This is a genomic window from Alkanindiges illinoisensis DSM 15370, from assembly GCF_000619845.1.
Taxonomy (GTDB): Bacteria; Pseudomonadota; Gammaproteobacteria; order Pseudomonadales; family Moraxellaceae; genus Alkanindiges; species Alkanindiges illinoisensis.
This window is the reverse complement of sequence record NZ_KK211037.1, coordinates 137,068-149,285: the sequence shown is the minus strand read 5'-3', so window position 1 is coordinate 149,285 and position 12,218 is coordinate 137,068. Positions and strand designations below refer to the sequence as shown.

Here is a 12,218-nt window from a genome sequence, read left to right as displayed (position 1 = left end):
GCGCAATGAGGAGTACGCCATGAATCCAGGTAAGCAAGTTCCTGAAACCAAGCCTGCTCCGGCACAAGGCAAAGTACGCCAACTGTTATGGTTTGTGGGCTTGTGGGTACTGGGCGTGCTGGCGATGGGTGCAATTGCCGGAGCATTCCGCTTTTTTGCCCAGTTTGCCTATCAGTAATTAATACTAAAACGATGTAAAATCAAAGGTGACTGTATTGTCATCTTTGATTTCATTTAATAAAGTTGAGATATCATAATAATGAAAAGGACATTTGGCTTATTACAAACCCGCAATCACCATCTCCTGTTTTGCTATTTCTTGATGATTCCCTATGTACTCATAAGCGACTTGCCTCTATTTATTTATCCTAAACACGAAAGCTTTGAACAGGGCTGGATATTTGTTTTGCTAGGATGGCTTACTATACTGGATGGAAATTTTGCATGGCTTGCCAATCCATGTTTGTTTATAGCCTTTATCCTGCTAAGTCGTCGCCCTGATATTGCTTTAACTGCTGTATCTGCCGCATTGCTTCTAGGACTGACCATATTCACTTACAGCGATATGCAAGCATTAGATTCGTCAAAAACCACATCCGTTCATTTAGGAATAATCGCCATTAGCCTATGGTTCATTGTTACAACAGTTTTAATGACGACAATTAAAAAAATTAATGAAAATTTTAAAACTGAATAGAATGCAACCTTGATCACGAAATCAAAGCTTGTCAGGCTCGCTGAGATCACTTATAACCGGGTTTATGCATTGAGCCACTGATTAAAAATTAAGGACAAAAACATGGCACTGGAAAAACTGCCACGCAATAAAAGCAATGATTACACGCATGACATGGCTGCTGCACGCCGTACTGTGGTTGAAAACAACAGCGGTCACTCGCTGTATCATACCGGACAATACTCCATTCTACCCGAAGCCCTGCCCGGCAATATTGAAGGTTTTAGCGGTATTGTACAGGTGCCAATGGGTTTTGCTGGGCCATTGCTCGTACATGGCGAATATGCGCAAGGCGAGTTTTATGTGCCCATGGCCACTACCGAAGGCACACTGGTGGCCAGTTATAGCCGCGGCATGAGCCTGACCCGTGCAGCAGGTGGCATTACCACCACCGTGATTGATGATGCCATGCAGCGTGCGCCCGTATTTGTGTTTAAGGATGCCCGTGCCGCCCGCGATTTTGGCCAGTGGGTCGATGCCCATTTTGCAGAGATCAAAGCCGCTTCCGAAACCACTACTAGCAGCGGCAAGCTGCGCGATATTGAACAATATGCCGCCAGCAAGATGCGCTGGTTGCGCTTTAACATGACCACGGGTGATGCCGCCGGGCAAAATATGGTATCCAAGGCCACCCATGCCGCCTGCCAGTGGATTCTGGCGCAGCAACCACCCGGTTTAGAGCACTTTACGCTGGCAGCCAACTTTGATACGGACAAAAAACACTCGGCGGTAAACAACCTGCATAGTCGTGGCAAGCGCGTGGTGGCGGAAATCACTATTCCTGCCGAACTGTTTCAACCGATCATGCACTGTACGGCTGAGGATTTAATGTATCAGCGCGGCTTGTCCAATCTGGGTGCATTCATGTGTGGTTCAGTGAGTAATGGCGCGCACTTTGCCAATGGCGTGGCAGCGGTGTTTCTGGCCTGCGGGCAGGATATTGCCAATGTGGCCGAATCCAGTGCCGGTTTTGTTTACACCGAACTCAAGGACAATGGCGATTATTATATGTCGGTGACTATTCCATCGCTGATTGTCGCCACTTATGGTGGTGGCACTGGCTTGCCCACCCAGCGCGAATGTCTGCAAGCCATGGATTGCTACGGCGCTGGCAAGGCATATAAGCTGGCCGAAATTATTGCTGCTACGGTATTGTGTGGTGAGCTGTCATTGGCTTCGGCCATTGTGTCGAATGAATGGGTATCCAGCCATGATGCATATGGACGGAATCGGAAGTAAATCTTTAAACCCATCATTTAAATCACTGATTAATAAAATCAAGAGTACAGCATGCCTTTGCAAAATCGTGTAGATCCTTGGGGTAACTTACTGGCTATTAATACACGTGGTTTTTGGCTGGGTAATCGCGGCATTTTACATAATGATCAACAGCAAATTATTCGTACCCATGCGCATAAGGCTTGGGTAATTTGTCAACTCGATTTTAAAGGTCGACAACGCAAAGTCTTTTCTCCAAATCATTATTCAGAATTATTTTTTCTGGATGAAGCTACTGCGCTGGCTGCTGGGCATCGACCTTGTGCGGAATGCCAAAGAGAAAGGTTTAATGTGTTTAAGCAATTATGGCTTAAGGTAAATTGGCCTCATCCTGAATTGACCCGTATTTCTATTTCGGAAATTGATAAGTGGCTGCATCAGGAAAGAATAGGCAAAAATCAGTTTTATCCATTTGTCGAACTGCCAGTTGGTGCTTTCTTTGAACATGAAAATCGGCCGCTTCTAAACTGGCATAACGGATATTATCTATGGACAGCTGATGGTTATACCAGAATTGAGGGCAATTTAAGGCTTGGAGATGAAATTCAGCTTATTACACCTCGGTCTGTTGTAAATATACTAAAAGCTGGCTTTATACCTCAGATACATAGGTCAATTGAAAGCTCCTGCTAATTTTTTACTTTCAATCAATCCAGCCAACCTTTTAATCGCAGGCTCAATGTCTTCAAGCGCCAGTGCCCCATAATTAAGCCGCAGACAATGACCAAACTGCTGGCTGGCTGAGAACATTGGCCCCGGCGCAATGCTGATTCCCGCTGCCAGTGCCTGCTGAAACAGGCTTAAGCTATTGATGGCCGGATTTAAGGTGAGCCACAAAAAATAGCCACCGTCAGGTGCAGAAATTTGCGTATCTGCCGGAAAATGACGTTGAATCGCCTCAACCATGGCCTGATACTGCTGCTGTAAATGCTGGCGCAATTTGCGCAAATGGCGATCATAACCGCCATGCTGTAAATAATCCGCCAGTGCAGCTTGCGCTGGAATAGACGGCGAAATGGTGGTCATCAGTTTTAAGCGCTGTACCTGCTGGCTAAAGCGCCCGGCGCTCACCCAGCCTACCCGATAACCCGGTGCCAGACATTTGGAAAATGACGAACAGTGCATCACCCAGCCCTCAAGGTCAAAAGCCTTAACGGGTTTGGGCGCAACATTGCCAAAATACAATTCGTGATAGACATCATCTTCAATTAAAGGAATTTGCTGCGCGGTGAGCAGTTCTACCAGTTGCTGTTTTTTGGCATCACTTAGGCTGGCACCCGTAGGATTTTGAAAGCTGCTCATCAACCAGCAGGCTTTAACCGGATACTGCGTCAAGGCCTGTTGCAGCAAATCAATATCCATGCCTTGTACATCCACTGGAATTTCCACGGCCTTAAGCTGCAAGCGTTCCAGCACCTGCAAGCTGGCATAAAACGCAGGCGATTCTATCGCCACGTAATCACCGGGCTTGGTCACGGCCTGCAAACATAAATTTAATGCTTCCATCGCTCCGGTCGTAATCATGACCTCATCCGGCGAAAGCAACACATCCGCCAAGGCATAACGCTGTGCAATTTGCCGCCGCAAGTCCAGCACCCCAAGCGGCATGTCAGTTACCAGAGTTTCTGGCTGCACAAAGCGCAAGGCATGCGCAGCCGACTTGGCCAGCCGTTGTACCGGAAACAGCACCGGGTCGGGAAATGCCGAACCCAGTGGCACAATACTGCGGTCACGCACCGATTCCAGTAGTGAAAACACCAGATCACTGACTTGCACAATGGTTGGGGTATTTACAGCCACAGCGCTTTTTTTGGATAGCGTAGTCACTGTATTAGAAGTTAACACTACGACTTTTGGCTGGGCTAGTACATAATAGCCCGACTTTGCCCGCGCCTGAATCAAGCCCCGGCTTTCCAGCAAATAATATGCTTTAAACACCGTAGCCGGGCTGACATTCCATGAGGCACAGGCACTGCGTATGGAAGGTGCGCGCTCACCCGCCTGAAGCACGCCACTATGGATGAGTGCGGCAATGTCTTCAGCCAGTTTTTCATAGCGTTTCTTTTTCATAGCATGCTTCTGATGGCGGTGAAGGGATAAGCCAGCCCCTGTTATAGCTGCAAGCACTATAGCATTTTAGCGCAAGCGGCTATATGGCAGGGCTTAACTGGTACTTAATAAGTTGATTTAACAGTGATTAGATGATGGATTAAGCTGATGAAAACAGGTTACAGGTGATTTTATTGTAGTTATAAAAATGAAAATTTATACATTAAAAAGCGCTACTCTATAAACCTATCTATAAAGCAGCGCTTGTTTTAAATGTTGTTTAAACCAGAGGAAGCGCTAGCGGCGCACCTTTACTTTTTCTTTTTCACGAATGCGCTCAGCCTTGGCAATTTTTTCACGGATGCGCTGGCGTTTTAAGGGCGACAGGTAATCCACAAACAGCTTGCCATCCAGATGATCCATTTCATGCTGAATACATACCGCCAGCAAGCCATCAGCTTCCAGTGTAAAAGTTTTGCCATCCAGATCCAGCGCCTCAATTTTTACCCGCGCCGGACGTTCAACCTTGTCAAAAATCTGCGGCACCGACAGACAACCTTCCTCATACGGCTGGGTGTCTTCGGTCAGCGGCGTAATTTTGGGATTGATAAACACCATCGGCTGGTTTTTTTCTTCCGACAGGTCCATCACAATCAGCTGGATATGACGGTCTACCTGTGAGGCCGCCAGTCCAATACCCGGCGCCGCATACATGGTTTCCAGCATGTCGGCAGCAAGTGTGCGGATCTGGTCGTCAACCACATCAACCGGCTTGGCCTTGGTGCGCAAACGCGGATCCGGAAAATTTAAAATTGGTAAAAGTGCCATGCAGTACTCATTCTCAGGTTAAAGCGGCTGGACTTCGCTTCAATAAACGCTTATTGTAAACCAGTCACGGGGGGAGCGCTTCATTGGGCTATGCTTGCAGTATTATAGTATAGCGCAAAGTACATCGCTCAGTATTAGGGATTATCATAATGAGAACAGTATTGTTCATGAATATGGCCTCTAACAAGCACATGAAAACATCACAACAACCTGCTGCCACTCAGCATCAAATTGCCGAAACTACTGGCAAAATCACAAGTAGATTACTGGCGCTTTCCTTGGCCGTTGGTGTTGCCTTTGCAATCCCGAATTTTGCTTTTGCTGATTCACCCAATCGCACACCGCCTAGCCTGCGCGTTAATGCACCCAGTGTTTATATTGTCAAAAAAGGCGATACCCTGTGGGATATTGCTGGCCGTTATTTAAGCAAGCCATGGCGCTGGCCGGAAATCTGGGCCGTGAACCGTCATGTTAAAAATCCGCACTGGATTTATCCGGGTGACCGCCTGCTAATCTGCCTGATCAATGGCCGTACCGTGGTGGGCCGTGATGAAGGGGATGGCTGTGCCGGAATTGAACGCCGCATGAGCGATACTGGCCTGCCGGTAGTCAAGCTGGAACCACAGATTCGCGTGCAATCACTGGATCTGGCGATCCCAATTATTTCCCTGTCCAGCATTCAACACTGGCTTAAGCACAGCCGTGTGGTCACCCTTGACGAGATTGAAGGCACGCCATATGTTCTGGGCAACCGCGATAATCGCGTGATTGCAGCCGTTGGCCAGTCGGTTTATGTACGTGGACAAGGCCTGGTGATTGGCCAGCAGTATGGTGTCTATCGCGAAGGCACCGATTATGTGGTCACCCGCAACAATAAAGTGGTCGAAAATCTGGGGCGTGAGCTGAGTCAGGTGGCTTCCGGTACGATTACGGCCATTAATGGTGATATTGCCACCATTGAACTAACCCGCAGCTTTGATGGTGAAGTACGCAAGGGCGACCGGGTGATGCTGGAAGACACCACGCCACTGCCTAATACATTTTATCCGATTCAGCCGGATCAGGTCGCCAGCGGTGGCCGGGTCATCCGCGTTCTGGATTCCATTAGTTCTGCTGGCAAAAACAGTGTGATTGCGCTTGACCGTGGAACAGCCGATGGGGCTGCGCCGGGTCAGGTATTTGCCGTGTACAAGCGTGGTGAGATTACGACTGATCCCAAAACCGGTGAAAAAATCCAGCTCCCCAGTGAACGCACTGGCCTGGCCATGATTTTCCGCTCGTTTAACCGGGTGAGCTATGCGATTGTGCTGGAAAGCGAGCTGCCCATTAAGGCAGATGATGAAATTCGCTCGCCACTGGGCGATATTAGCGACCAGCTTTAAACAGGGCTAAATCATGGCAATTCACTGGTCGCAGCGACTGGTTGATGAGCTGGCCCTGTGGTTTGTGGTTCAGCATTCCGTGAGCGCCTTTAAGGCGCTCATGCTACATTTTGGTAGTGCCGATAAAGCCTTGCGTGCTGCTACAACCACATGGCAATCCTTACGGCTGCATCATGCCCATCCCAAAAAGCTACAGGAATGGCAGCAAAATCCCGCGTTTGCCACCCAATTTGAACAAGCCATTCGCAGCCTGAATCATGTGCAGGATCATGTCTTAGCACTAAATGATCTTCATTATCCCAAGCAACTCAAGCATATTCCTGACCCACCAGCTTTTTTGTTTGTGCGCGGCAATATTCACCAGCTGAATCAGCCGCAAATCGCCATGGTGGGCAGTCGCAAACCCAGCCAAACTGGCCACCAGATTGCGGCCCAGTTTGCCCATGCGCTGGCACAGCAGGGTTTTGTGATCACCAGTGGTTTGGCACACGGCATTGATGCCAGTGCGCATCGGGGTGCATTGCAGGCAGGTCAGGGCCAGACCATTGCCGTAATGGGTACGGGTATTAATCTGTGTTATCCCAGCGCCAATCAGGCCTTGTACTGGCAAATTATAGAATCTGGCGGGGCGGTGATTTCTGAACTCATGCCCAACACCCCAGCCCGTGACTATCATTTTCCAAAGCGTAATCGAATTGTCAGCGGTTTATCACTGGGTGTGCTGGTGGTTGAGGCTGCACTGAAAAGCGGCTCATTAATTACCGCACAAAACGCACTGGAACAAAACCGACAGGTGTTTGCCATTCCCGGCCATATTTATAATGAACAAAGCCGGGGCTGCCATCAGCTTATCCGTGAAGGCGCCCTGCTGGTTGATGATCCGCAGCAAATTGTAGATGAACTGGATTTGCCACGCCGCTGGCATCATCAGGAACAGGGCCAGGAACAACATCACGTTCAAAATCAGCAAACCACGACGCTCACTGACAACAATCCTGCACAAAATGATTCCAACGCCCTCTTTCCAGACAGTAGCATTGAGCCAGTTACGTCAATGGCGTCCCGTGCTGTTTTGTCTACCGCTCCGTCTACCCTGGAGCTTCCAGCGCATTTACAACCGGTTTATCAGGCACTGGACTGGGTGGGCATCAGTCTGGATGATCTGGTCGATAGCAGCAGTATTGATGTGGCTACACTCACCAGCCACCTGATGGAAATGGAATTGCTGGGTTTTGCAGTGCAGCAAGGCGGCTTATACCAGCGCTGTCGCCAATAGATTTTTAAGCTAATATTTTATATTGAGTAATATCTGTGTAGCGTCTTTGCACGCTTCTATAAAAAAAGGTGATACACCAACGAGAACCGCTTTAAATTCTGCAAGCGCCATCTTATCTTTTATAACCAGTCTTATTTAAAATAGCCAATATTAAAATAAGCAAGGTACTTATCATGCAGCTTGATCTCTCACAGGCGATTCAAACCCTTAATAACGGGCAGGTGCTGGCTTATCCCACTGAAGCCGTATGGGGACTGGGCTGTGATCCCTATAACCAGCAAGCCTTTGAGCAAATTCTACAGCTGAAAAATCGTCCTATCGAAAAAGGCGTAATTTTGATTGCGGCCAGCCTTGAACAGGCTGAACCGTTTTTGACAGGTTTGAGTGCAGCACAAATTGCCCAAATGCAGCAATCCTGGGATATTACTGAACAAGAGCAGGCCAGCACCTGGCTGGTGCCGTTAACGCAAGCCGTACCTGCATGGATCAGCGGCCAGCATGACCGTGTGGCTATTCGCGTAACCACGCATCCAGTGGTACGTCAACTTTGCAATGGCTTTGGCGGGGCCATTGTCTCCACTAGTGCCAATCCGGCAGGGTTGCAACCTGCCAAAAACCGCACAGAGATTGTAAATTATTTTGGTGAGCAACTGGCTGTGCTAGATGGGCCACTGGGTCAAAGTACTGCCCCCAGCAAAATCAGGGATATTGTTACCGGGCAAGTGCTGCGTGATTAAATAAGAGAGGTAAGTTGGCCCAATTAAGGCTATGTTATACTGTGCTTTCATCCTATCACTTGTTTTTTAGCACCAGCCATGTCCCTACTTCGTTCGCAGTTCTGGAAGCATTATTCGCTTGAGCAGTTAAATGCTGCCGAGTGGGAAGCACTGTGTGATGGCTGTGGATTATGCTGCCTGGTCAAGCTGGAAGATGAAGACAGCGGACAAGTGGTGTATACCAAAGTGGCCTGCCAGCTACTGGATACAAAAACGGCGCAGTGCAGCAACTACGCCAACCGTAAGCAGTTCGTGCCGGATTGCCTGCAACTCACCCCTGAACTGGTGCCGCAACTGAACTGGCTACCGGCAAGCTGTGGTTATAAGCGCGTGCAACTGGGGCTGGATTTGCCGGACTGGCATCCGCTAATTACCGGCAAGGCGCAATCGGATATTCCTGCCAAAAAGTCTGCGGCTGGGCGCTGTATTTCCGAACACGATATTGACCCCGATGACATTGAGGAATATGTCGTGCGCTGGGTACGCTAGTTTTTGCATCACTCATAAAAAACAATAATTTCCTTAAGGATAATAAGATGTCAGACAATCAGCTGGCTTATCAATATGGTTACCTCACGATTACGGGCGAAGGGGATGCCTTACAACTGATTGAACACTATCAATTACGACGGGCAGAAGGATGGAATGCTGGAGAAATTGCCGAAGACCGTTATCAGTTTGAGTGCATGTGTATCCGGATTAATCTGGGTTTGCTGGAACTGGATAACGCTGAATTCTGGTGGGCTTCCCTAAAACATCTTACGGTCACACTCAACACTATGCCTGCTACCTTACAGCGTACCCTGCATGTGGTGACGCATGGTGCAAACTCCCAGAATGCAGGCTTTTATCTAAGCCGTGAAAATATCCGGCTTTTGGCACGGTTAAATACAGCATTGCATGTGCATGGTTACCAAGATGCGGATGATGGTCATGACTTTCCCTATACCAGAGTTTTGACACCTGCTTTAATCCCGCATCAGGCCGGTGAACAAGCCAGTTTTTACATTAGCTCTGCCTTATATCACAGTGAACAGTTGCAAGCCCTGATTAACCTGCCCAGTGAAAAACAATATAGCAAAGGGGATATCAAACGCTATGATCCTGTGCGCCAGCAACCGATCTATCAAACCATCAGTAGAATTGAAATTAAATCCGGTCTGCCAGCAACTGCCTGCATTGTTGAGCATGTAGAAGCCTTATTAAATTTATTAGAAAGCCAGCAGGCACAACTTTGGCAAATGGCGCAGGATTATCATATTGAATTTGGCATTACAGCCTCAGGTTATATGAGCAATCCACATAAACGTTTTTTTCCGGCACAGACCATTGAACGATTAGCAAAATTGGGCTTAATTCTTGATTGTGATTTTTATTTTAACGATTCGTTTTAATATTTTACCCAGTATATCTTAAGAAATATTTATCCTGTTGATTTATCAGCACAGCGCAATAATAGTTGCTATGTTTAGCCTAATTAATATAGAGACCACATGAAAAAATTTAAACTCATTCTACAGATGCTGGTTGCATTATTACTCACCTATTTGTCCCTGCTGGTTCCTACACAAGTACAAATTAGCCGTCCCGGTACAATGGACTGTGAACAGGGCTGTCAGGTTGCAGCAGCAGGTTTTCCCATGCCGTATGTCGTGGATGGTATTATTTCTCCAGTGGGCAGTGTGTCAATGAATCCATTTAATCTTTTGTTTATTCATCTGGATGAGTTTGTTTTAACTAATTTTATTATTTCCTATATTTTCTGGCTGGCGCTCACCCTCATTGCCCTAAAATTGTATCGGATTCAGCATCCTTAAATTCTCTGACCATTTACTTCTTTTTAAAACCAGATACTTAAATTCTACGCAACTCATCATCATTTTTAGCGGGCTTTGGCTGACAGCCCTTTAAAATTGGTTATGATTGACTATAAATTAATTCAAATTACCATTATGAACCCAGCTATTCCCCTGCCCGAACGCATCCGTCCTCGCCAGTTGTCTGAAGTGATTGGCCAGCAACACCTGCTAAGCGAACAGGCGCCCTTGCGCAAGATGATTGATCAGGGCAACCTGCCGTCCATGATTTTCTGGGGGCCACCGGGCGTCGGCAAAACCACGCTGGCTTTATTGCTGGCCGAAGCGGTAGACCGGCCATTTATTAGCCTGTCCGCCATTAGTACCGGCGTGAAGGAATTGCGCGAGCTGATTGGTCAGGGTGGCGAACTCAGCACGCCAGTGGTGTTTATTGATGAAATCCATCGCTTTAACAAGTCACAGCAGGATGCGCTGCTGGCGGCGGTGGAAAAAGGCAAGATTACCTTAATTGGCGCCACCACTGAAAATCCGTCATTTGAAGTAAATAGTGCATTGCTGTCGCGCTGTCAGGTCTATGTGCTGGAATCGCTAACGGTTGAAGAACAATTGCAGGTGATCCAGCGGGCACTCACACAGGATGCCTTTTTAAAAGAAAAAACCATCGAGCTAAAACAAACTGATGCCCTGCTGCAACTGGCGGCTGGGGATGCGCGCAAGCTGCTGAATCTGCTGGAACTGGTGATTAGCACACAGGCGGTTGAACCGATTATTATTGACAATGATTTGGTGATTAACAGCGCCCAGCAAAATATTGCCCGCTATGACAAAAGTGGCGAGCAGCACTATGACATTGTGTCGGCGTTTATTAAATCCATGCGCGGTAGTGACCCAGATGGCGCACTGTACTGGATGGCACGCATGATCAAGGGTGGTGAAGACCCGGTATTTATTGCACGCCGTATGCTGATTCTGGCCAGTGAAGACATTGGCAATGCCAATCCGAATGCCCTGTTGCTGGCCGGTGAATGCTTTCGCGCAGTGCAGGCCATCGGTTATCCCGAATGCCGGATTATTCTGGGGCAAACGGCAGTGTATCTGGCCACCAGTGCCAAAAGTAATAGCACCTATCTGGCCATTGATGCAGCGCTGGCTGCTGCTGAAAAAACCTCACATTTACCTGTACCGCTGCATTTGCGCAATGCCCCAACCAAAATGATGAAGCAGCAGGGTTATGGCGCGGGTTATAAATATGCGCATGATTTCCCCAATCATTTTGTAGCGCAAACTTATTTACCCCCTGAATTGCAGGGCAAGCGGTTTTATAACCCGGCACAAAATGCGCGTGAACAGGAAACTGCCCGCTTGCAGGACAGTCGCTGGCAGGGTGCAACGCCCACTAAAAAATAGCTTTTAATCAATGGATTAAAAAATTAAGGCTCGCCTACTGGACGGCGTGCTGTAATTTTGTCATGTTAAGCCATCTTCCTACAGGGCAGCCTGATTATGCTGCAAACCGTTAAGAATATGGATGTTCGGCGCTATGTGCTGGTGGCGGCAGTGCTTGCCTTGATTCCCTTTGCACTGCTCAAGGCATTTTGGCCAATGGCCAGCTCTTCTCATAAACAGGCTGTGTCTCCTGTCCCGGTGGACCCTGTGGACAGCGCAACTGCATCAAAGGCCAATGCCAGCAATCCGAATGTAGCCTCTGCTTTGCCAGCTTCTTTTGAAGACATTCTGGCGTATTTAAACCAGCATAAGGCACTGGCAAAAATGACGGATGCCAAAGACGTTAATCTGCCGGACATTGCCAAGCATGGCCACAATCAGATCAGCTTTACCTATACCGATAACCAGCTTAACGATTTTCAGTATGCCGATGGCAACAATACGGCCAATTATGTATCACGTCATTTTCAGGACATTATCTGCAACACCTATACCCCGGAAATCCGCCAGATTTTTGTGCAAAAATACATTTCATTCCGGCTGATTTTGCAAAACCGCAATCAGTTTGTGCTGTTGTCCGAGGCATTTAACCCGCAGCATTGTCCGGCTGCTCCAGCGCAGGAATGAAGC

At 47.9% G+C, this 12,218-nt stretch carries 14 protein-coding genes; 12 read left to right on the top strand and 2 right to left on the bottom strand.

From position 1 onward, the window contains the following. The first annotated feature begins 19 nt into the window (after nt 1–19). The 4 genes from Q337_RS19405 to Q337_RS0114935 all read left to right on the top strand — a co-directional run bounded on the left by Q337_RS19405 (nt 20) and on the right by Q337_RS0114935 (nt 2,647). Entirely contained in the window at nt 20–178 is a 159-nt protein-coding gene (locus Q337_RS19405) for a DUF2474 family protein (RefSeq protein WP_156935824.1), read from the top strand. A gap of 144 nt (nt 179–322) precedes the next feature. Next, nucleotides 323–697: a hypothetical protein gene (locus Q337_RS0114945; RefSeq protein WP_026472271.1), complete on the top strand. Its 375-nt coding sequence runs from the start codon at nt 323–325 to the stop codon at nt 695–697. A gap of 102 nt (nt 698–799) precedes the next feature. Further along, the gene (locus Q337_RS0114940; protein ID WP_034280618.1) at nt 800–1,975 is read left to right on the top strand and encodes a hydroxymethylglutaryl-CoA reductase; all 1,176 of its coding nucleotides are present in this window, start codon (nt 800–802) and stop codon (nt 1,973–1,975) included. A 51-nt stretch (nt 1,976–2,026) separates the two neighbouring features. Then, nucleotides 2,027–2,647, top strand: a complete 621-nt coding sequence (locus tag Q337_RS0114935) for a hypothetical protein (RefSeq protein ID WP_026472269.1) — start codon at nt 2,027–2,029, stop codon at nt 2,645–2,647. Here Q337_RS0114935 and Q337_RS0114930 read toward each other — a convergent pair. Both Q337_RS0114930 and def read right to left on the bottom strand, forming a co-directional pair. Continuing rightward, nucleotides 2,627–4,084: an aminotransferase-like domain-containing protein gene (locus tag Q337_RS0114930; RefSeq protein WP_026472268.1), complete on the bottom strand. Its 1,458-nt coding sequence runs from the start codon at nt 4,082–4,084 to the stop codon at nt 2,627–2,629. The two genes, Q337_RS0114935 and Q337_RS0114930, sit on opposite strands and share 21 nt — an antisense overlap. A gap of 276 nt (nt 4,085–4,360) precedes the next feature. Further along, nucleotides 4,361–4,891 (bottom strand): peptide deformylase, encoded by a 531-nt coding sequence (gene def / locus Q337_RS0114925; protein ID WP_026472267.1) that lies wholly within the window; start codon nt 4,889–4,891, stop codon nt 4,361–4,363. Nucleotides 4,892–5,082: 191 nt separating this feature from the next. Here def and Q337_RS0114920 point away from each other — a divergent pair, with 191 nt between their 5' ends. The 8 genes from Q337_RS0114920 to Q337_RS0114885 all read left to right on the top strand — a co-directional run bounded on the left by Q337_RS0114920 (nt 5,083) and on the right by Q337_RS0114885 (nt 12,215). Further along, nucleotides 5,083–6,273 carry a LysM peptidoglycan-binding domain-containing protein gene (locus Q337_RS0114920; protein WP_084494886.1) on the top strand — a complete coding sequence of 397 codons (1,191 nt, stop codon included), beginning with the start codon at nt 5,083–5,085 and terminating at the stop codon, nt 6,271–6,273. Nucleotides 6,274–6,286: 13 nt separating this feature from the next. Further along, complete coding sequence (gene dprA, locus Q337_RS0114915; RefSeq protein WP_051526934.1) at nt 6,287–7,549, top strand: DNA-processing protein DprA; 1,263 nt, start codon at nt 6,287–6,289, stop codon at nt 7,547–7,549. A gap of 170 nt (nt 7,550–7,719) precedes the next feature. Then, nucleotides 7,720–8,286 carry an L-threonylcarbamoyladenylate synthase gene (locus Q337_RS0114910; protein WP_026472264.1) on the top strand — a complete coding sequence of 189 codons (567 nt, stop codon included), beginning with the start codon at nt 7,720–7,722 and terminating at the stop codon, nt 8,284–8,286. Nucleotides 8,287–8,364: 78 nt separating this feature from the next. After that, nucleotides 8,365–8,814, top strand: a complete 450-nt coding sequence (locus tag Q337_RS0114905) for a YcgN family cysteine cluster protein (RefSeq protein ID WP_026472263.1) — start codon at nt 8,365–8,367, stop codon at nt 8,812–8,814. Between the two features lie 47 nt (nt 8,815–8,861). Next, nucleotides 8,862–9,719 carry a DUF4279 domain-containing protein gene (locus Q337_RS0114900; protein ID WP_026472262.1) on the top strand — a complete coding sequence of 286 codons (858 nt, stop codon included), beginning with the start codon at nt 8,862–8,864 and terminating at the stop codon, nt 9,717–9,719. Nucleotides 9,720–9,818: 99 nt separating this feature from the next. Beyond that, the gene (locus tag Q337_RS0114895) at nt 9,819–10,142 is read left to right on the top strand and encodes a hypothetical protein (protein ID WP_026472261.1); all 324 of its coding nucleotides are present in this window, start codon (nt 9,819–9,821) and stop codon (nt 10,140–10,142) included. A 135-nt stretch (nt 10,143–10,277) separates the two neighbouring features. Continuing rightward, on the top strand, nt 10,278–11,549 hold the full coding sequence (locus tag Q337_RS0114890; RefSeq protein ID WP_407636793.1) for a replication-associated recombination protein A: 1,272 nt from the start codon (nt 10,278–10,280) through the stop codon (nt 11,547–11,549). Nucleotides 11,550–11,645: 96 nt separating this feature from the next. After that, the gene (locus Q337_RS0114885) at nt 11,646–12,215 is read left to right on the top strand and encodes a hypothetical protein (protein WP_026472259.1); all 570 of its coding nucleotides are present in this window, start codon (nt 11,646–11,648) and stop codon (nt 12,213–12,215) included. The last annotated feature ends 3 nt before the right edge of the window (nt 12,216–12,218 follow it).